The organism is Kocuria sp. ZOR0020 (assembly GCF_000800955.1).
Lineage (GTDB): Bacteria > Actinomycetota > Actinomycetes > Actinomycetales > Micrococcaceae > Kocuria > Kocuria subflava.
This window is the reverse complement of the sequence record NZ_JROX01000010.1, coordinates 1-17,703: the sequence shown is the minus strand read 5'-3', so window position 1 is coordinate 17,703 and position 17,703 is coordinate 1. Positions and strand designations below refer to the sequence as shown.

The following is a 17,703-nucleotide window of genomic DNA, read 5'->3' as shown; positions in this document are numbered from 1 at the left end:
ACAGGTATTGGGCGTGACCTTTACACGCAAGGCTGCAGGTGAGTTGCGGGACCGCGTTCGTGGTCGTCTGAGCGTGCTGCGGTCCAAGGGCCTGGTGGTGGACGCCGACCCCTCGGAGAGCGGGGCAGAGGTCCTGGATGCCACGGTGGAGGCCGATCCCACCGTGTTGACCTACCACTCCTATGCCAACACCTTGGTGCGCACCTACGGGCTGCGGATCGGTGTGGAGCCGGAAACGGTTCAGTTGGGTCAGGCCCAGGCTTGGCAGATAGCGCGTGGCCTGGTGGAGAGCTGGGATGGCGAGGTGTTCGACGACTTCAACGCCACCACCCTGACGGAGCAGATCTTGAAGCTCAGTTCTGGTGCAGCAGAGCATCTGCTGAGCCCACAGGACCTGCAGGAGTTTGCGGAGAAACTTCTGCCGCAGCTTCACGATGTTCCAGCGTTCAAGAGTGACGAGCCAGGTTCGCGGAAGCAGACCTCCATTGGGCCGCATGTCAAGACCGCGGTGGAGACACTGGATCGTCTCCGAGTGCTGGCCCAGATGGTGCAGCGTTTCGAAACTCTCAAACGTGAGAGCGAAACCATGGACTTCGGCGATCTGCTCAGCCGGGCCGCTCGGATTGCCAAGGAGGACCTCGCAGCGCGCGCCTTGGAACGGGAGCGGTTCAAGGTGGTGCTGCTGGATGAGTTCCAGGACACCTCACACGCACAGATGGTGCTGTTCGCTTCCCTGTTCGGTGAGGGGCACTCCGTCATGGCCGTGGGGGATCCCCAGCAGTCCATCTACGGTTTCCGTGGGGCCTCTGCGGGCCAGCTCTTCAGCTTTGACCAGTGGTTCCCGGCTCCGGCAGGGCAGCGGTCCGTCCCCGGTTTCCTGACCACGGCCTGGCGCAACGACACCTCCATCCTGGACGCGGCCAATGCCGTGGCCGAAGCCTTGCGCACCCCACCTCCGTGGGCGGTCACCACGGGAGATGGCTTGCAGGAAGTCCCGCACCTGGATCCCCGCCCAGGTGCCGGTACCGGCACGGTCACCGTGAACCGGTACCTGACGGACGACGACGAAGCCCGCGCCATCGCCCAGTCCATCCACAACACCCGAGCCCAGATCGACTCCGAGCAGCTCGATGGCTCGCAGGCCCCGTATCCCACGGTGGCCGTGCTGTGCCGTGCTCGATCGCAGTTTGAACCCGTTCGCAGGGAACTGGCCGCAGCAGGTATTGCTTATGACGTGGTGGGTGTGGGTGGGCTGTTGGAGGTCCCTGAGGTGGCGGATGTGATCGCCACCTTGCAGGTGCTCACGGATCCAGGGCGCTCGGATGCCCTGGCGCGCCTGCTCACGGGTGCCCGGTGGCGGATCGGTGCCCGTGACCTGGTGGCACTGGCTGACTGGGCGGCTCATCTGGAACGACGCCGCACCCGGGCTGCCAAGCTGGGTGTGGCCCTGGAGGATGTGGACCCCCAGGTCCAGGACGGGGCCTCGACGGCAGAAGAGACTGTGGTGGAGGCCGATTCCGTCGATCTGGCCTCCCTGGTGGAAGCGGTGGAATCGCTGCCGGAAGCGGGGTGGACGTCCTCAGCCGGGCGCAGCCTGACACCTGTGGCTCAGGCTCGCATGGAGCAGTTCGCTCAGGAGCTGCACGGTCTGCGGTCCTGGTTGTCCGAGGATCTGACCAGTGTGTTGGCCGCGGTGGAGCGCACCCTGGGGCTGGACCTGGAAGTGGCAGCTCGCCCTGGATCAGCCGGTGCGGAGGCCAGGAGAAATCTGGATGCCCTGCAGGAGCTGGCCGTCACCCACGTGGGTGCCACGGGTTCACAGGACCTGGGAGCTTTTTTGGCTTGGTTGGAGGTTTCTGCCACCCAGGAGAACCCGGACGTTGCCCCGTCAGAACCCGACCCCCACGCGGTGCAGATCTTGACCATGCACGCCTCCAAGGGGCTGGAGTGGGATCACGTGTACGTGCCGGGCATGAACCAGAAGGACGAACAACAGCAAGGCAAGGATCGATCGGCCTGGACCAAGAATGCGGACAGTGTCCCCTGGCCACTGCGCGGTGACCGCAACCACCTCCCTCAATGGGCCGTGGACACCACAGATGTGAAAGCACTCAAGGAGTCCATGGAGACCTTCCTTCAGGACGGGGATCACCATGACCACAGTGAAGACCGCCGCCTGATGTATGTGGCCTTCACCCGGGCACGAACCCATTTGGCGCTTTCCTGTACAGCTTTTGCGGGCACAGCCAAGGGCATCAGAGAGCCATCGACGTTCTTGGAGGACCTGGAACCCTTGATGGAGGCTGTCCCGGGTGCCCAGCCGATCATTCACAAACAGCTGTGGGCCGAACCGGAGGAGGACCAGAAGAACCCGTCCGGTTCACGTGTTTTGGAGGCGGCCTGGCCCTATGACCCCCTGGAGGGGCCGGTCATTGCGGAGATCACGGCCGACGGAACTGACCACGAGCACCGTGTGCTCCACCCGCCGGTCCACGCTGGTCGACGTCTCCGACTGGAAACCGTGGCGCAGGCCGTTCGTGACGGTGGGTTCCGGGAGAACCGTCATCTCTCCGATGCGCAGTTGTTGCAGGATCCAACGGTGCGTCAATGGGTGGAGGAAGCCCGAGTGCTCCTGGCGGCCCACCACAACCCTCCCAGGGCGGCCGAATTGGTCATGCCCACACACGTGTCTGCCTCCACGGTGGTGGAACTCGGCAAGGACCCGGCGGCGGTGGCCGCCCAGTTGCGTCGCCCCATGCCGCGTCAACCTGCGGTGGCAGCCAGGGCGGGCACCACGTTCCATGCCTGGGTGGAGGAGTACTTTGACTCTCACGCCATCTTTGACATGGATGAACTGCCAGGCGGTGCCGATGATTTTGTGGACCAGGGCTACGACCTCCCCGCACTGGCTGAGACGTTCCGGGCCAGTGAGTGGGGCACCCGCCAACCGTGGGCGGTGGAGTACCCCATCGAAACGCCCATTGGCGGGGTGACGGTGCGCGGTCGGATTGATGCCGTGTTCCAAGAACCGGACGGGCAATGGGAACTGGTGGACTGGAAATCAGGGCGAGCACCGGGTCCCAAAGACCTGGCTGAACGATCCGTCCAATTGGCGGTGTACCGGCTGGCGTTCTCCCGGCTCATGCAGGTGGACCTGGAGAAGATCTCTGCAGCCTTCTACTTTGTGGGCTCGGATCGCACGGTCCGCCCTCATGACCTTGCCGATGAACAGCAGCTGGAGGCGATCATCACCGGCCGTCGGTGAGACCGGGGCACGGTGGCGCACCAACGCTCAGGAAGGTTGCGGGGCGTCACGGGTGGAGAGTTCTTCCTGGTAGTCCTCCACGTCCTTTTCCAGCACGGCCAGCATCCGTTGGGCATCGGCCACCATGTCTTGGCGCTCGCGGGCCACGCCACGGACCAGCCAGCGGGCCAGGGCAAATTCTGCTTCCAGGTGGGCTCGGCGCAGCAGGTGGGCGTCCGGGTCCTGGAGGCGTGCGCGGGAGTAGGCGGCCACCACGGCCTCGGCAAACCCGGGGTCGTTGGCACCGATCAGCCACGCGAAGTCCAGTGCGGGGTCGCCCACGTGAACATCGGACCACCCGGTGACGGCGGTGATGCGATTGCCGTCCACCACCAGGTTGTCCTCATGCAGATCCCCGTGGACAACATGGGTGGAGAACCGCCACAGCGTCCGGTCCTCCAGCGCGTTTTCCCAGCGCTGCAGCAGCCCGGCGGGGATCAACCCGGTGGTGGCGGCCTGGTCCAATTCATTGAGCATGCGCGTGCGGCACTGATCGGCGCTGTAAGCAGGAAGGTCTGCGTCCATGACCATGGCCCGGGGGAGATCGTGGACGGCAGCCAGGATGGTGCCGATCTGTGTGGTCACCGCAGGCACGGGTTCAGCACTTGGCGGTTGGGGCCGTGACGGTGCCGCTGATGCCAGCGCGTCCAGCTGGTTGATGGGCACCGGGCGTCCCGGCAGGTGCGAATAGATGAACGTGCGCCCGCCGTCGTCGTCCACCGACCCCACCACGGTGGGGATCAGGAACGGGAGTCTGGCGCGCAGTTGCGGGGTGAAGGCGGAGAGCACTGCGTGCTCGGAGGCCAGGCGGATACCGGCTTCCTCCGTGAGGGGACTACGCACCCTCCAGCGCTTGGTGGTCTGATCGGTGACCACTGCGGAGCGGAAGTCGGCGTCGTCGTCCGGGGAAGGGCCCACGGCAACCGGAACGATCCCCGGAACCCCGGCCACCGCCACCGCTGCCAGATGTTCCAGTGTTGCGCGCATGGGCTCAACCCTACAGTTGATCACCTCCTGTGGACGGCCCAGGCAGGCGCCGTGCTGCGCCGATAGAGTGAGACGGTGCAAACGCCTGACACCACCCGGTTGGACCCCCGTTCCATGCCACTGTCCGTCTCCGCCCTGCAACGTCGCAGCCCGGAGCGCGATCAGGCGGACCAACGTCCGGCAGCCGCACTCACCCTGGTCATGCTGAACGGGCGGATGCCGGTGGCCGGTGGCCGTCTGGTGTTGGTGGCCCGGGACCAGTTGCCGCAGACCGGTGAGGATCCCCGCCTTCCGGAGGTGTACCTGGGGGAGATCACACAACCGGATGGTGGTGGGGTGACCGTCCGCGCCTTTGAGGACGACGACGACGCCCACGCCACCGTGGAGGTGGTGCACTCCACCCACCAGGGCTCGGAGGCAAAAGATCAGCCGCTGGAGTTTGCCACCTTGCGTGCTGTGGCCACCGCTCTGGCTGACACGGAACCCGTGCATGCGGCGCTGGCCGTCACGGCGCAGGCGGTGACGGCCTGGCACGTGGATCATCCCCGGTGTCCACGGTGCGGTGAGGTGACTGAGGTGCGGCGTTCGGGGTGGATGCGGCGTTGTCCGGTAGATTCCTCGATGCATTTTCCGCGCACCGATCCTGCGATCATCGTGGCCGTCACGGACGGTGACCCGGACCCGCAGCGCGAACGTCTGCTGTTGGGCCAGGCCGCCGCCTGGCGCGGCAACCGGTTCTCCACACTGGCGGGCTTTGTGGAACCCGGGGAGTCCATTGAGCAGGCCGTGGTCCGGGAGATCCAGGAAGAGGCCGCCATTCAGGTGGGCGATGTCCGCTACCTGGGCTCCCAGCCCTGGCCGTTTCCCCGCTCGCTGATGATCGGATGCACTGCGGTTTGCAAGAGCGGTCAGGCCCAGCCTGACGGGCACGAGGTGGTGGATCTGCGGTGGTTCACTCGGGAGCAACTGCGCCAGTCCGCGGAGCAGGGCAGCCTCACGCTGCCGGGCAAGGTCTCCATTGCCCGCGCTCTGATTGAACACTGGCTGGGTCATCAGCTGCCCGAATCGGGCTGGTGAGCAGATGATCACCCCTGATGCTGCGGCCCTTGCCCTGTTCCCCGCCGCGGAAGATCCTGAGCGTCCGCTGGCCGAACGCATCCTGGACGGGCTGGACCCTGAACAACGTCAGGCAGCCACCGCACTTCGCGGCCCGGTGTGCATCCTGGCAGGAGCAGGTACGGGCAAAACCCGGGCCATCACACACCGTATTGCCTACGGCATTGCCACAGGCGTGTACACCCCGCAGAAGGTTCTGGCGCTGACCTTCACCACCCGGGCCGCCAACGAGATGCGTCACCGCCTGCGTGTCCTGGGTGCTGAAGGTGTCCAGGCGCGGACCTTCCACTCCGCTGCTCTGCGGCAGTTGCAGTACTTCTGGCCGCAAGCCGTGGGCGGCACGGTACCGGAACTGGTGGAGCACAAAGCACGCCTGGTGGCCCAAGCCGCCGGATCCATGCGGCTGAGCAATGACCGTGCGTCCATCCGGGACCTGGCAGGAGCCATCGAGAAGGCCAAGGTGTCCATGCTGACCCCGGAGACCTACGTGGATGCAGTCACCGGCGGCGGCAAAGATTCCTCCGTGGCCCAGTTGCCGGCCGGTCACGATCCCCGGACCGTGGCACGCTTGTGGCAGACCTATGAGGACCTCAAGACCGACCTGGACCTGATCGATTTTGAGGACGTTCTGCTTCTGATGGTGGGGATCCTGGAGGAGGACCAGCGGATCGCGGCCACGGTGCGGGAGCAGTACCGCCACTTTGTGGTGGACGAGTACCAGGACGTTTCCCCGCTGCAGCAGAGATTGTTGGATGCCTGGTTGGGTCCGCGGGATGATCTGTGCGTGGTGGGGGATGCCTCCCAGACGATCTACTCCTTCACGGGGGCCACGTCCCGTCATCTGCTGGAGTTCCCACGCCGTTTCCCGTCCGCAACAGTGGTCAAACTGGTCCGCGACTACCGCTCCACCCCGCAGATCGTGAACACCGCCAACCGTCTGCTGGCCGCCCGGCGACCTGGTGCTGATTCAACGCCGGGATCCTGGGCCACACCGCTGGAGCTGGTGGGGCAGCGCGCGCCCGGTCCGGTGCCCTCCTGGAACGAGTACGACGACGACCAACTCGAGGCCCAAGCCACTACCGTGCGGATCCAGGACCTGTTGGACGACGGCGTGCCGGCCTCTCAAATCGCGGTGTTGTTCAGGACCAACGGCCAGGCCCAGGCCTATGAGACCGCATTGGCGGATGCCGGGATCGGCTTCCGGCTGCGCGGCACGGAACAGTTCTTCCGCCGTCCGGAAATTCGTCAGGCACTGTTGCAGATCCGCAGTGCCGCCCACGCCGTGGACCCGGACACGGAGGGGGACCACGGCATCAGTTCGGCCCCAGCTCACGATGTCGGCCAAACCGTGCGTGACATGCTCTCCTCCCTGGGGTGGTCAGCCACTGCACCTCGAGTGACCGGTGCCGTGCGGGAGACGTGGGAGTCGTTGGCCGCCCTGGTGGACATGACTGACCGCATGGCGACAGCCCACCGGGAGGCAGTCCGGGCCGCCGTGGACGCGGGCACCGAGGACCCGGGCCCGTTCACCCTGCGGCATGTGGCCAAGGAGCTGACTCGCCGTTCCGTGCAACAGGATGCCCCGGCGGTGGAGGGCGTCACGTTGGCCTCTCTGCACTCGGCCAAGGGCCTGGAATGGGATGCCGTGTTCCTGGTGGGGCTCACCGAGGGGTTGGTGCCCATTGCTTTTGCAGAGACCTCCGATGAGGTGGATGAGGAACGGCGCCTGCTCTACGTGGGCATCACCCGTGCACGTGAACACCTGATGCTCTCCTGGTCCCTATCCCGCACCCCGGGAGGCCGCGCCAACCGCAGTGCGTCACGTTTTGTGCAGGACATCGTGCCGCAGCGTTCACTCACCCAGGGGAGCACCAAGCGCAGGGCTCGGGGCCCACACCGGTGATGTCAACGGTGCTCAGTGGGGCGCCCGGTCGCAGCACGGTCACCAGGGACTCACTCGGGTCCACCAGGGTGGATGTCGCTGCTGCCAGAACATGTTGGGCCGTCACGCCAGCGGCCACAGCTGTGTGGGAAGGCCATGCCTCGTGACGCGGTGTGCGGGCTGGTTCGCGGGGGCTTGTGCCGGCAGCAGCCCTCACACATTCCGAACATGCTCGGGCGTACCAGGGCCGCACCGGCCACACCATGGTGGTCCCCGGGGGATGGCCCTCCACGGAAATCACGTCCAGCACCAGGTGATCTTCCGCCAGGTGGGAGGCCGCGGCCGCCAGCGGGGCGTCGTCGTCGGTGGGGTCGGTGATGCCCGTGGACCGGGCGCGGATCACCAAGGTGCCCGGGCGATCGGGTCCGGGAAAGAGCTCGGCTCGGCCACCGGCAAGGGCCTGCGGGTTGGCTGCCAACAACCGTTGGCGCAGGCTGTGGTCCCGGCTGCGCCCGACGTCGGGGAGGTCGTAGGCACCGGCTGCGGCGTCATCCCAGGTGACCGGCCGTGGATCCAGCACGGTGAATCCCCGGACGCCGCAACCGGCCAGGATGATGGCTGCAGCCGCGGTCACGGGATTCACTCCCAAGAACAACAGCTGAAGATCGGCCGCCGGGGTGCGGGTGAGCAACCGGGTGCCTGTGGGGTGGGCTGCCCGCAACGAGGGGTGGCGTGCAGTGGGGGCGGCGGGAACGGCGGAAGTGGTCACGGTCTTCTCCCAAAGAATGCGCAGGCTCGGGCTGATTTCCTCCAGTCTGCGGCCGGGTGCGGCACCCCAAGGAGTTATCCACAGGAAAATCGTGAACCAGGCGGGAGGCCACCCCACAGGCCGGGTTCAGTCTGTGCGGTTGTTTACCATCGGTAACCGTGACCAGACTTTCCCCAGGATCAGACGCAGCCGGCTCGGCCGTCCCACCGGTTGAGGTGCAGCGATCTGCCCGGCGCAAGAGGACCGTTTCCGCCCACTGGTCCGGGGAGACCGTGGTGCTTCAGGTGCCGGCGCGCATGTCCGCCCGTGAGGTCAAGCGGTGGGAGCGGGAACTGGTGCCCAAACTGGTGGCCAAACGCAACCTGGCCGCATCGCAGCGTGCTGCAAAATCTGGGGACGCGCACCTTGAGACCCGGGCTCATGAGCTCTCCCGACGCCACCTGAAGGGTGCCGTGCAGCCCTCCTCCATCACCTGGTCCTCCCGGCAGAACACCCGGTGGGGATCGGCCACACCGGCCACCGGAACCGTGCGGATCAGCCGCCGTCTGGAGTCGGCGCCGTCATGGGTGTTGGATGCCGTGATTTTCCACGAACTCTGTCACCTGCTGGAAGCCAACCACGGTCCGGCCTTCCGCCGTTTGGAACGGCGCTACCCGCGCATGGCCGAGGCCCAGGCCTTCCTGGACGGAGCGGCCTGGGCCTTGGGTGAACCTGGTTTTTCAGAGCAGGATCAGCATCAGTAGAGCAGGATCGGCATCAGCTCTGAGGTGACTGGGGATCTTCCGACTCGGGCGGTGTGGTATCGCCCTCGCCTCCCAGCAACTGCTCCAGCGCGGCGTCGAACTCTTCGTCAGAGGCGGTGAGCAGGCCGCGGCGGGATTCGTAGCCGGCGGGGTCATCCAGGTCCTCGTCCGTGGGCAGCAACTCCGGTGCCTCCCACAGGCCGTCACGGTCATCCAGGCCGCGCCGTTGCTCCACGAAACGCCAGAACTCGGCGGCCTCCCGCATGCGCCGGGGGCGCAGTTCCAGACCCACAAAGGAACCGAAGGCGTGCTCGGCCGGGCCTCCGGATGCCCGACGACGCCGCATGGTCTCCGCCAGCGCTGCCGCACCGGGCAGGTTGGTGGTGGCGCGCACCGTGACCACGTCCACCCAGCCTTCGATCAGGGCCAGGATGGTCTCCAGCCGCTTGAGCGTGGCCTTCTGAGTGGGGGTCTGTTCCGGCATGAACATCCCGGATCCCAGAGCTTCCTGCACCGCAGCGGGATCAGAGGGGTCGATCTGGGAGGCCAGTCCCTCGATCCGGTCCATGTCAATGTGAATCTCTTCAGAGAACGTGGTGATCAGATCGATCACGTACTGCCGCAACCAGGGTGCGGCGTGGAACAGGCGGGCGTGGGCCACCTCCCGCACGGCCAGGTAGATGACCACTTCCTGCTGGGGGACGCCCAGGTCAGCGCCGAACTCCTTGACGTTGCGCGGGAGCATGGCAGCGCGGTCCTTGGCCAGGGGGAAGCCGATGTCAGAGGAGGAGACCACTTCTGCGGCCAAACCACCCAGGACCTGACCCAACTGCATGGCAAACATCATGGAACCGGCGTTGGCCAGCATCCCGGAGGCACCCCCCAGCATTCCGGCCATCTCCTCCGGAAGCTGCCCCTGGATGGAGTCGGTCAAGGCCTTGCTCATGGATTCCGCCACGGGCCCGGTGATCTCCTTCCAGGTCTCGAACGTGGCTTCCACCCATTCCGCACGGGACCACGCACCGGGTTCGGCACCCGGAGCGCCAAAGGAGGTGTGGTCCTCCACCCACAGGTGGGCCAGCTGCACGGCATCGGCCACGATCTTGCGCTGGGCATCATCCACGCTGGGGTCCCCGGCAGCGGCCACCACGCGGCGTGCGTGATCCTTGGCCGCCTTCCAGTTCACGGGGCCGTCACTGGGCCCTGCGGAGAACATGGACTGGACCTGGGCAAACATGGCCTGCATGCCGGCGGGGTCCGTGGGGATGCCCATTTTCTGCAGGTCTTCCGCAGACATCCCGGACTGTCCCAGGAACTGCTGGAACATGGCCTGGAACGGGTCCTGGTTGTTGTTCTGACCGTTGTTCTCGCCCTGGTTTTCGGGGTCGTTCTCCGGGTTGGGTGGCTGCGAAGTCATGGCTTGTTGATCCCGCCTTCAGATCCTCGACATGGAATGGATTCACGGACATTGTCATCCGGTGACCTACAGTGAGGCGTCCAGGCTAACCACTAGCACGCGCATGGATTCCCGTCAGAGCCCGCAGTTCGCTGGAAGCATGCGTGTTAAGGATCGCTCACGTGTCTGCTCGTTTCACCCGTCCCCGTTGGTTGGGGTTGGAGTCCGGCTCCATGATCGCCACCGGGTTGCTGCTGATTGCCGCTGCATGGTCGCCCACCCCCTACGTGTTGGAGCGCCCCGGCCCCAGTTTTGACACCACGGGGGAGATTGACGGCAAACAGGTCATGACGCTGGAGGGCGTGGAGACGTTTTCCACGGACACGCAGTTGGACTTCACCACCGTGTACGTGGTGGGCGGCCCCGGTTCCAGTCCGCGCATCCTGGACACCATGTACTCCTGGCTCTCCTCCACCCAAGTCGTGTTGCCGCAGGAGGTCATGTATCCGCCCACGGCCACCCGGGAGGAGATCACCAATTCCGGTACCGCGGCCATGGATTCCTCACAGAACCTGGCGGTGGCTTCAGCCCTTGAACATCTGGGGGAGGACTACACCACCACGCTCACCGTTCACGACGTCGTCCCCGGTGCCCCTGCCGATGGCATCCTGCAGGCCGGGGACGTCCTGGTCTCCGTTGACGGGCAGCCCATCGCCTCACTGGACGGACTGCGCGAAACCCTGAACAACGACGACGACGCATCCGTGACCGTGGGTGTGCAACGTGATGGTGACCAGCAGGAGCTGACCGTGGGAACGGTTGAAGTGGACGGAAACCAACAACTGGGTGTGTACCTGGAACGTGAGTTCGACTTCCCGTTCCAGGTCAACTTTGCCCTGGAAAACGTGGGTGGCCCCAGTGCCGGCATGATGCTCTCCCTGGGCGTGATCGATAAACTCACGCCGGGCTCCCTGGGTGGGGACAGGCACATAGCCGGCACCGGGACCATCGACGTCGGAGGGGATGTGCGACCCATCGGTGGCATCCGCCAGAAAATGGTGGGGGCCCAGGACACCGGTGCGGATCTGTTCCTGGCGCCGGTGGAGAACTGCCCGGAAGTGGTGGGGCACGTACCTGATGGCATGACCGTGGTGGCCGTGGACACACTGGATGACTCCGTGAACGCGCTGGAGGCTGTGGCGGCGGGGGAGGACCCGGCCTCACTGCCCACCTGCACCAGCGGTTCCTGAGCACCGGGTGAGCACCCGCGGATCCTCGGAAGCGGGCGGGTCTTGGTCGTCAATCGCGCGGGCCTGGGTCATCAAACGGGCGGGCCTGGGCCATTGACGGCGCTCCCTGCACCTAGAACCTGGAATGAGCCTGTGGCGGAACTGGGTGGAGACTTTGCCCACAAGCACCTGTGGCGGTCAGAATGGAGGTTGCGCAGTCTGCGCAGTCCCATGACCGATCCCAGGGAAGGCCCAGGACCGACGTGACAGCAGGAGCGGCAGAACCGCCTCGACCCCCGAAATCGCCACGGCCCACAGGTGCGGCGAACCGTAAACCCGGCAGGGGACGTAGCCCCCTGTTCATCACCGTGGCAATTGTGGTCGCCCTGATCGCAGCCTTTGTTGCCTTCACCCAGCTCTACACGGAGATCCTCTGGTTCAGCCAGGTGGGTTACCTCAACGTTTTTGTCACCCAGAACGTGGCCCGCGCCGTGATCTTTGTGGTGGCAGCCCTTGTTGTGGCTGCCTTGTTGTGGCTCTCCCTGTGGCTTGCCCACCGCAACCGCCCGCTCACGGCAGCAGCGGCTGCCGATGACAACCTGCGGCGTTACCAGCAGGCCCTGGAGCCTGTCCGAAAGCTGGCCATGTTGGCCATCCCGGTGCTGTTCGGCTTGTTCACGGCCTCCACCATGGCCTCCCAGTGGGAAACCGTGCTGCTGTTCTTCAACCAGGTTCCGTTCGGTCAGGACGATCCCCAGTTCGGCATGGATGTTGGCTTCTGGGTCTTCACCCTGCCGTTCCTGCGTCTGCTCCTGGGCTTCCTGGTCTCCGTGCTGCTGCTGTGCGCCATCGGTGCCGTTCTGGTCCACTACATCTACGGCGGCATCCGCATCACGGAGAAGGGCCTGAAATTCAGCACCGCGGCTCGCGTGCAGTTGGCCGTCACCGCAGCCCTGTTCCTGTTGCTGCAGGGTGTGAACTTCTGGTTGGACCGCTACGCCACATTGCAGTCCACGTCCGGTTCCTGGACCGGTGCGCTTTACACGGATGTCAACGCCGTGATCCCCGTGCGTGGCATCTTGGCCATTGCCGCTGTGTTGGTGGCTGTGCTCTTTGTGATCTCCGCGGTGATCGGTCGGTGGCGTCTGCCGCTGATCGGAACGGCCATGTTGGTTGTGGTCGCCGTCGTCGCCGGAGGCATCTACCCCTCCCTGGTGCAGCGTTTCCAGGTGACCCCCACGGAGCAGTCCGTGGAGAACCCTTACATCCAGCGCAACATTGACGGCACCCGTGCGGCCTTTGGTCTGGACGGGATCACCACAGAGGCCTATGCGGCCACCGTGGATGCCGGTGAAGGCGATCTGGCCGATTACGCGCAGACCACCAGCAACATCCGTCTGCTGGACCCCAACGTGGTCTCCCCGGCATTCGCGCAGTTGCAGCAGTTCCGTCCGTACTACAACTTCCCGGGCACCTTGGACGTGGACCGCTACGAGTTGGACGGAGAGGTGCAGGACACCGTCCTGGCCGCCCGTGAGCTGGATGTGGACACCGGCGGAAGTTGGTACAACCAGCACGTGGTCTACACCCACGGCTACGGCCTGGTGGCCGCCTACGGTGACCGTGTGCAGTCGGATGGCCGCCCGTCGTTCATCCAGGGCGGCATTCTGGCCCAGGGTGAGATCTCCGATGACTACCAGCCGCGAATCTACTTCGGCATGCAGTCCCCGGACTACTCCGTGGTGGGTGGTGCCGAAGGTGATGACCACCTGGAACTGGACCGTCCCTCCACGGCAGATGACGAGACCGAGGACGTCCGCAACACCTTCTCCGGTGACGGTGGACCCAACGTGGGCAACCCGTTGAACCGCTTGTCCTACGCGATCCGTTTCCAGTCCTCGGACCTGCTGTTCTCGGATGCCGTGCGGCCTGAGTCCCAGATCCTCTACGACCGCAACCCCCGTGACCGTGTGTCACAGGTGGCCCCGTACCTGACGGTGGACGGCAACCCGTACCCGGCCATTGTTGACGGACGCGTGAAGTGGATTGTGGACGCCTACACCACGTCCAACAGCTACCCGTACTCTTCGCCCATGCAGTTGCAGGAGGCCACCGCTGACACCACGACGGCGGAGGGTGCTGCGGCTCAGCTGCCCAACGAGCGCGTGAACTACATGCGCAACTCGGTCAAGGCAACGGTTGACGCCTACGACGGTTCCGTGGATCTGTATGCCTGGGATGACGAGGACCCTGTGCTGCAGGCTTGGCAGAACGTGTTCCCGGAGACGGTGAAGCCGTACTCGGAGATGTCCGCCGAGCTCATGGACCACGTCCGGTACCCGGAGGACATTTTCAAGGTCCAGCGTGACCTACTGAACACCTACCACGTGACGGATGCCAACAGCTTCTACGCGGGCGATGACGTCTGGTCCATTCCCAATGACCCCACCAATGACAACGCCACGGCCATCCCGCCGTACTACCTGTCGTTGCAGATGCCCGGTGAGGATCAGGCCAGCTTCTCCCTGACCACACCCTTCATTCCGCAGCAGAACCAAGGCGAGAACACCCGTAACGTGCTCTACGGGTACCTCTCCGCCAACGGTGACGCCGGAACCGGTGAGGACGGGGTCAAGGCTGACACCTACGGGCAGATGACCCTGCTGGAGCTGCCACGTAGTTCGGTGGTCCCGGGACCGGGTCAGGCGCAGAACAACTTCAACTCGAACACAGAAGTTTCCTCCGCGCTGAACCTGCTGCGTCAGGGTGGTTCTGAGGTCATCAACGGCAACATGTTGGCACTGCCGGTCAACGACGGCGTGCTCTACATCCAGCCGGTCTACGTCCGCTCCTCCGGTGATTCCGGGTATCCCACGTTGCGCCGTGTGCTGGTGAGCTACGGCGAGGAAGTGGGCTTTGCCCCCACCCTGGAGGAGTCCTTGGACCAGGTCTTCGGTGGCGACTCCGGTGCCCAGACCGTTCAGGGTGCCGGCGTGAGTGAGGAAGAAGCGGCGGATGCCGTGGGTCAGGATGCTGTGCCCACGGAGGGTGAGACGGCAACGCCGTCGCCGTCTCCGTCGCCCACGGGTGGTGCGTCCTTGGACGAGGCCCTCAATGACGCCAGCACCGCCATGCGTGACTCCCAGACCGCCATGGAGGACGGTGACTGGTCCGCTTACGGCGAGGCCCAGGATCGCCTGCAGGAGGCACTCGACCGCGCACTTGAGGCCGATGGGGTCTCCGCCACACCTGGTGCGGGGGAAGGTGCGGTGGCACCTGGTCAGTGAGTTCGTGATACCAGGGAGGGCACTCCTGCGGAGGTAGGCCCTGTGGCACCGGGCGAGTGAGGCCTTGATGTCCCACAGCAATCGGGGGCCCCACCACTGCTCGGGCGGTGATGGGGCTCTCGACTTGCGTCTACCGGGGTGGGTGCGTAAAGTAATCACCTGTCGCCGCGGGGTGGAGCAGTTCGGTAGCTCGCTGGGCTCATAACCCAGAGGTCGCAAGTTCAAATCTTGCCCCCGCAACTCTGAAGAACCCCTCTCCTTGAGTTTTCAGCTCAGGAGGAGGGGTTCTTGCTTTGCCCGCCTGGGCCACCGCGCAGCACTTCTACGCATTCTGGGCCGCCATCACGTCCTGATGGCGGCCCAGAATGCGTAGAAGTCGTGCCGTCAGGCTCAGATTTCCTGGGAGCCCACAATCTTCTCGCCGTCCTTGACCGCGTCCCCGCTGCGGCCGGCCTTCAACGCAGCCAGGCGGGCCTCCACTTCGGACTGACGGCCCAGTTCTTCCAGGGATTCGAATTGTGCGTCCAACGACGACGCCGCGAGCTCCTGCTGGCCTGCAACCCGCGCCTCTTCGCGGCGGATCTTGTCCTCGAACCGGGAGACCTCAGACAGGGGATCCATCACGTCAAAGGCCTTGAGGGAGTCCTGCACGGCCGCCTGCGCAGCAACGGTCTTCTGACGCGCGTTGAGCTCGTCCCGCTTGGCGGAGAGTTCTTGGAGCTTGCCGTGCATCTTGTTCAGCCCGTCCTTGAGCTGATTGACCACCTGGGTCTGGTGCTCGATCTGAGGCTGCGCGGTACGGGCCTCGGACTCGTGCTGCATCTGACGCTGCAGTGCCACCTTGGCCAAGTTGTCGAACTTTTCCGCCTCGGAACTCTGCCCGGCTGCGCGGAACTCATCAGCGCGGGTGGATGCGGCCAGCGCCTTGTTGCCCCACTCCTGGGCGTCCCGAACGTCCTCAGCGTGATCCTGTTCCAGCATGCGCAGCTGGCCGATGGTGGTGGCCACGGCTGATTCGGCCTCGCGGATGTTCTGCGTGTAGTCGCGGACCATCTGGTCCAGCATCTTCTGCGGGTCCTCAGCCGAGTCGATCAGGGAGTTGATGTTGGCCTTGGCCAGCTGGGCAATACGCCCAAAGATGGACTGTTTGGCACTCATGGGTGTTTCCTTCCGTGGTGATGGTGAAGTTGGCGTTGAGGTGGTCAAGAATCTTGGGCGGCAGCGCGAGCGGGCTCAGAAATCGAATCCTCCAAAGTCCCCCAGTCCGCCCAGGAAATCCCCGGAGTCGTGGGAGTCACCGAATCCGCCACCAAAACTCTGGCTGATGGCGCCGTCGTCGTCGCCCACGCCATCCAGTACCGAGCCCAGGAGGATGCCTCCCAGGACTGCTCCGCCCAGACCGGGGCCGCCAAAGCCGCCCATGCCGCGCATGGTGCCGGACAGGCCACGGTGGTGTGATCTGCGGTAACCGCCGTTCCAGCCCGCTCCACCCATGCCCCAGCCCCCGCTTGCATCTGGACCGCCTCCAAAACCGGAGACGTCCTGCTGTGCTTCCTGGCGGGAAGCGGTGGCAAGGCGGATGGCCTCGTTGGCGTGGTTCAGGGCGGTGGACGGTTCCGTGTTGCGCAGCCGCTGGGCCTCGGAAAGGTGGCGTTCGGCCTCGGAGAGGTGGGTGCGGGACTGTGCCTGGATGCCCCCGCGGCGGGCGCCCACGTAGTCGTGGGCCTGGGTGACAGCAGCCTGGGCGGAGACCATGGTGCGATCCAGGGTGGCCCGTGCGGCACGGTCCCGTTCGTGTTCTTTACGCAGCCCGGCCAGAGCTTTCTCCAGTTCGGTGGTGACCACGGAGAGTCGGTGGGACAGGGCGTAGGGATCAAATCGGCCGCCTGCCAGTTCTGCTTCAATCCCGGTCAACACGGATCGGACCCCGGCTGCGGTGCCCGTGAGTTCGGTGCGCATGGCAACCTGCGCGGTGGCTTCGGCCTCGGCCACGTCCCGGTGGGCCACGGCAATGGCATCACGCAAGCTCTGTTCCGCGCGTTCCAGGTCCTGCGCGCCGCGTTGCACGGAGTCCACCAGGTCCCGCGCCTGTGTGGCCGCAAGTCCTGCGGCACGGACCTCCACGGCCGCCTGGGAGCGCTGACCGGAGCTCAGGTGTTGCTCAGCCTGCTGTGCGGCTGTACGGACGAATGCAATGCGCTCACCGGCCTGGGTCAGGTTCTCCGGAAGGGTTTGCCACGCGGAATCCAGATAGCGCTGCGCCAAACGGTCCAGGGTTGTCTGGGCCCGTTGCATGTCCGGGCCCAGGGCATCCACAGCAGCGACAACGGCGTTTCCCGCCTCCTGGGCAGTGGACTCCAGCGCACGCAGCTGACTGAAGTCTTCACGGTGTTGCGCCAAAGGAGTCTTGGCTTGTTGGCAGCGGTCCAGGATTTCGGCGATCCAGGCGCGCTGTTCTGCTTCTGTGTCAGGGATGGAATCCTCCAGCTTCTGCTGCAGGGCGAAGGAGCGTTGAAGGTGGTCCTTGGCCTCCTGCAGGGCGCGCTGGTAGGGGGCCACGGCGTCGTCGCCGAATTGCAGCTGGGCGAAAGCCAGTTCCTGATCCGCCGACTGGACGGCATTGTCCGTTGCCACCAGCGCCTCACCGGCGCGCCGATGCAGCTCCGGGAGGGGGAGCGGGGCGTTCGCCTGTGGCGCCTGAGTCTGGGCCTGCACTGGTTGGCCACCGGGGCCGAACCGCTGCTCGGCTGCGGTGCCCTGGATTTCTCCACGACGACGCCGGGACCGTGACCAGGAGATCAAACCAGCCACCACAACAATGGCCAACAGCCCCGTGACGCCCAGGGCGCCGAAAGCAGACGCGGTGTTCATGGTTGGGAGTGTACTGAGCGCAGCTGCCGGATGGCTGGGTCCACTGGGTTATTCGCCGTGGACGTAGTGGTTCAGGAGGGTGGCGAGGTTGGGGTAGATCACGCCTGGGGAGGGGCCGT

At 65.4% G+C, this 17,703-nt stretch carries 11 protein-coding genes and 1 tRNA gene; 7 read left to right on the top strand and 5 right to left on the bottom strand.

Annotated elements, in window-relative coordinates; translation table 11 throughout:
* Positions 1 to 13 precede the first annotated feature (13 nt).
* Positions 14 to 3,265, top strand: a complete 3,252-nt coding sequence (locus tag L979_RS01020) for an ATP-dependent DNA helicase (protein WP_052209293.1) — start codon at positions 14 to 16, stop codon at positions 3,263 to 3,265.
* Between the two features lie 27 nt (positions 3,266 to 3,292).
* On the opposite strand, the gene L979_RS01015 is transcribed toward L979_RS01020, so the two are convergent.
* Positions 3,293 to 4,291 (bottom strand): macrolide 2'-phosphotransferase, encoded by a 999-nt coding sequence (locus L979_RS01015; protein ID WP_052209292.1) that lies wholly within the window; start codon positions 4,289 to 4,291, stop codon positions 3,293 to 3,295.
* A gap of 75 nt (positions 4,292 to 4,366) precedes the next feature.
* Here L979_RS01015 and nudC point away from each other — a divergent pair, with 75 nt between their 5' ends.
* Both nudC and L979_RS01005 read left to right on the top strand, forming a co-directional pair.
* Entirely contained in the window at positions 4,367 to 5,368 is a 1,002-nt protein-coding gene (nudC, locus tag L979_RS01010; protein WP_047688180.1) for an NAD(+) diphosphatase, read from the top strand.
* A gap of 4 nt (positions 5,369 to 5,372) precedes the next feature.
* Complete coding sequence (locus L979_RS01005; protein ID WP_052209291.1) at positions 5,373 to 7,310, top strand: ATP-dependent helicase; 1,938 nt, start codon at positions 5,373 to 5,375, stop codon at positions 7,308 to 7,310.
* Here the strand turns inward: L979_RS01005 and L979_RS01000 are convergent.
* Entirely contained in the window at positions 7,264 to 8,058 is a 795-nt protein-coding gene (locus L979_RS01000; protein WP_156125277.1) for a hypothetical protein, read from the bottom strand. The genes L979_RS01005 and L979_RS01000 overlap by 47 nt on opposite strands.
* Before the next feature lie 158 nt (positions 8,059 to 8,216).
* Between L979_RS01000 and L979_RS00995 the strand changes: the two genes are divergently transcribed.
* Positions 8,217 to 8,801 (top strand): M48 family metallopeptidase, encoded by a 585-nt coding sequence (locus L979_RS00995; protein WP_231559331.1) that lies wholly within the window; start codon positions 8,217 to 8,219, stop codon positions 8,799 to 8,801.
* Between the two features lie 13 nt (positions 8,802 to 8,814).
* Here L979_RS00995 and L979_RS00990 read toward each other — a convergent pair whose 3' ends face one another.
* On the bottom strand, positions 8,815 to 10,218 hold the full coding sequence (locus L979_RS00990; protein WP_047688186.1) for a zinc-dependent metalloprotease: 1,404 nt from the start codon (positions 10,216 to 10,218) through the stop codon (positions 8,815 to 8,817).
* Positions 10,219 to 10,379: 161 nt separating this feature from the next.
* Between L979_RS00990 and L979_RS00985 the strand changes: the two genes are divergently transcribed.
* From L979_RS00985 to L979_RS00975, 3 genes are all read left to right on the top strand, one after another.
* The gene (locus L979_RS00985) at positions 10,380 to 11,447 is read left to right on the top strand and encodes a PDZ domain-containing protein (RefSeq protein WP_047688176.1); all 1,068 of its coding nucleotides are present in this window, start codon (positions 10,380 to 10,382) and stop codon (positions 11,445 to 11,447) included.
* A gap of 182 nt (positions 11,448 to 11,629) precedes the next feature.
* A complete protein-coding gene (locus L979_RS00980; protein ID WP_081993502.1) occupies positions 11,630 to 14,713 on the top strand; it encodes a UPF0182 family protein in 3,084 nt (1,027 codons plus the stop codon).
* Positions 14,714 to 14,879: 166 nt separating this feature from the next.
* A tRNA-Met gene (locus tag L979_RS00975) sits at positions 14,880 to 14,953 on the top strand.
* 150 nt (positions 14,954 to 15,103) lie between these two features.
* Here L979_RS00975 and L979_RS00970 read toward each other — a convergent pair.
* Together L979_RS00970 and L979_RS00965 are read right to left on the bottom strand one after the other, a co-directional pair.
* Positions 15,104 to 15,871, bottom strand: coding sequence for a PspA/IM30 family protein (locus L979_RS00970; protein WP_047688174.1), 768 nt, complete (start codon positions 15,869 to 15,871; stop codon positions 15,104 to 15,106).
* Positions 15,872 to 15,946: 75 nt separating this feature from the next.
* Positions 15,947 to 17,584 carry a hypothetical protein gene (locus L979_RS00965; RefSeq protein WP_052209288.1) on the bottom strand — a complete coding sequence of 546 codons (1,638 nt, stop codon included), beginning with the start codon at positions 17,582 to 17,584 and terminating at the stop codon, positions 15,947 to 15,949.
* Between the last annotated feature and the right edge of the window lie 119 nt (positions 17,585 to 17,703).

Excerpts from the sequence above, each read along its gene's own strand:
- L979_RS00965 (WP_052209288.1), bottom strand. The coding sequence starts at position 17,584 with ATGAACACCGCGTCTGCTTTCGGCGCCCTGGGCGTCACGGGGCTGTTG.
- L979_RS01015 (WP_052209292.1), bottom strand. The coding sequence starts at position 4,291 with ATGCGCGCAACACTGGAACATCTGGCAGCGGTGGCGGTGGCCGGGGTT.
- L979_RS00970 (WP_047688174.1), bottom strand. The coding sequence starts at position 15,871 with ATGAGTGCCAAACAGTCCATCTTTGGGCGTATTGCCCAGCTGGCCAAG.
- L979_RS00990 (WP_047688186.1), bottom strand. The coding sequence starts at position 10,218 with ATGACTTCGCAGCCACCCAACCCGGAGAACGACCCCGAAAACCAGGGC.
- L979_RS00980 (WP_081993502.1), top strand. The coding sequence starts at position 11,630 with ATGGAGGTTGCGCAGTCTGCGCAGTCCCATGACCGATCCCAGGGAAGG.
- L979_RS01005 (WP_052209291.1), top strand. The coding sequence starts at position 5,373 with ATGATCACCCCTGATGCTGCGGCCCTTGCCCTGTTCCCCGCCGCGGAA.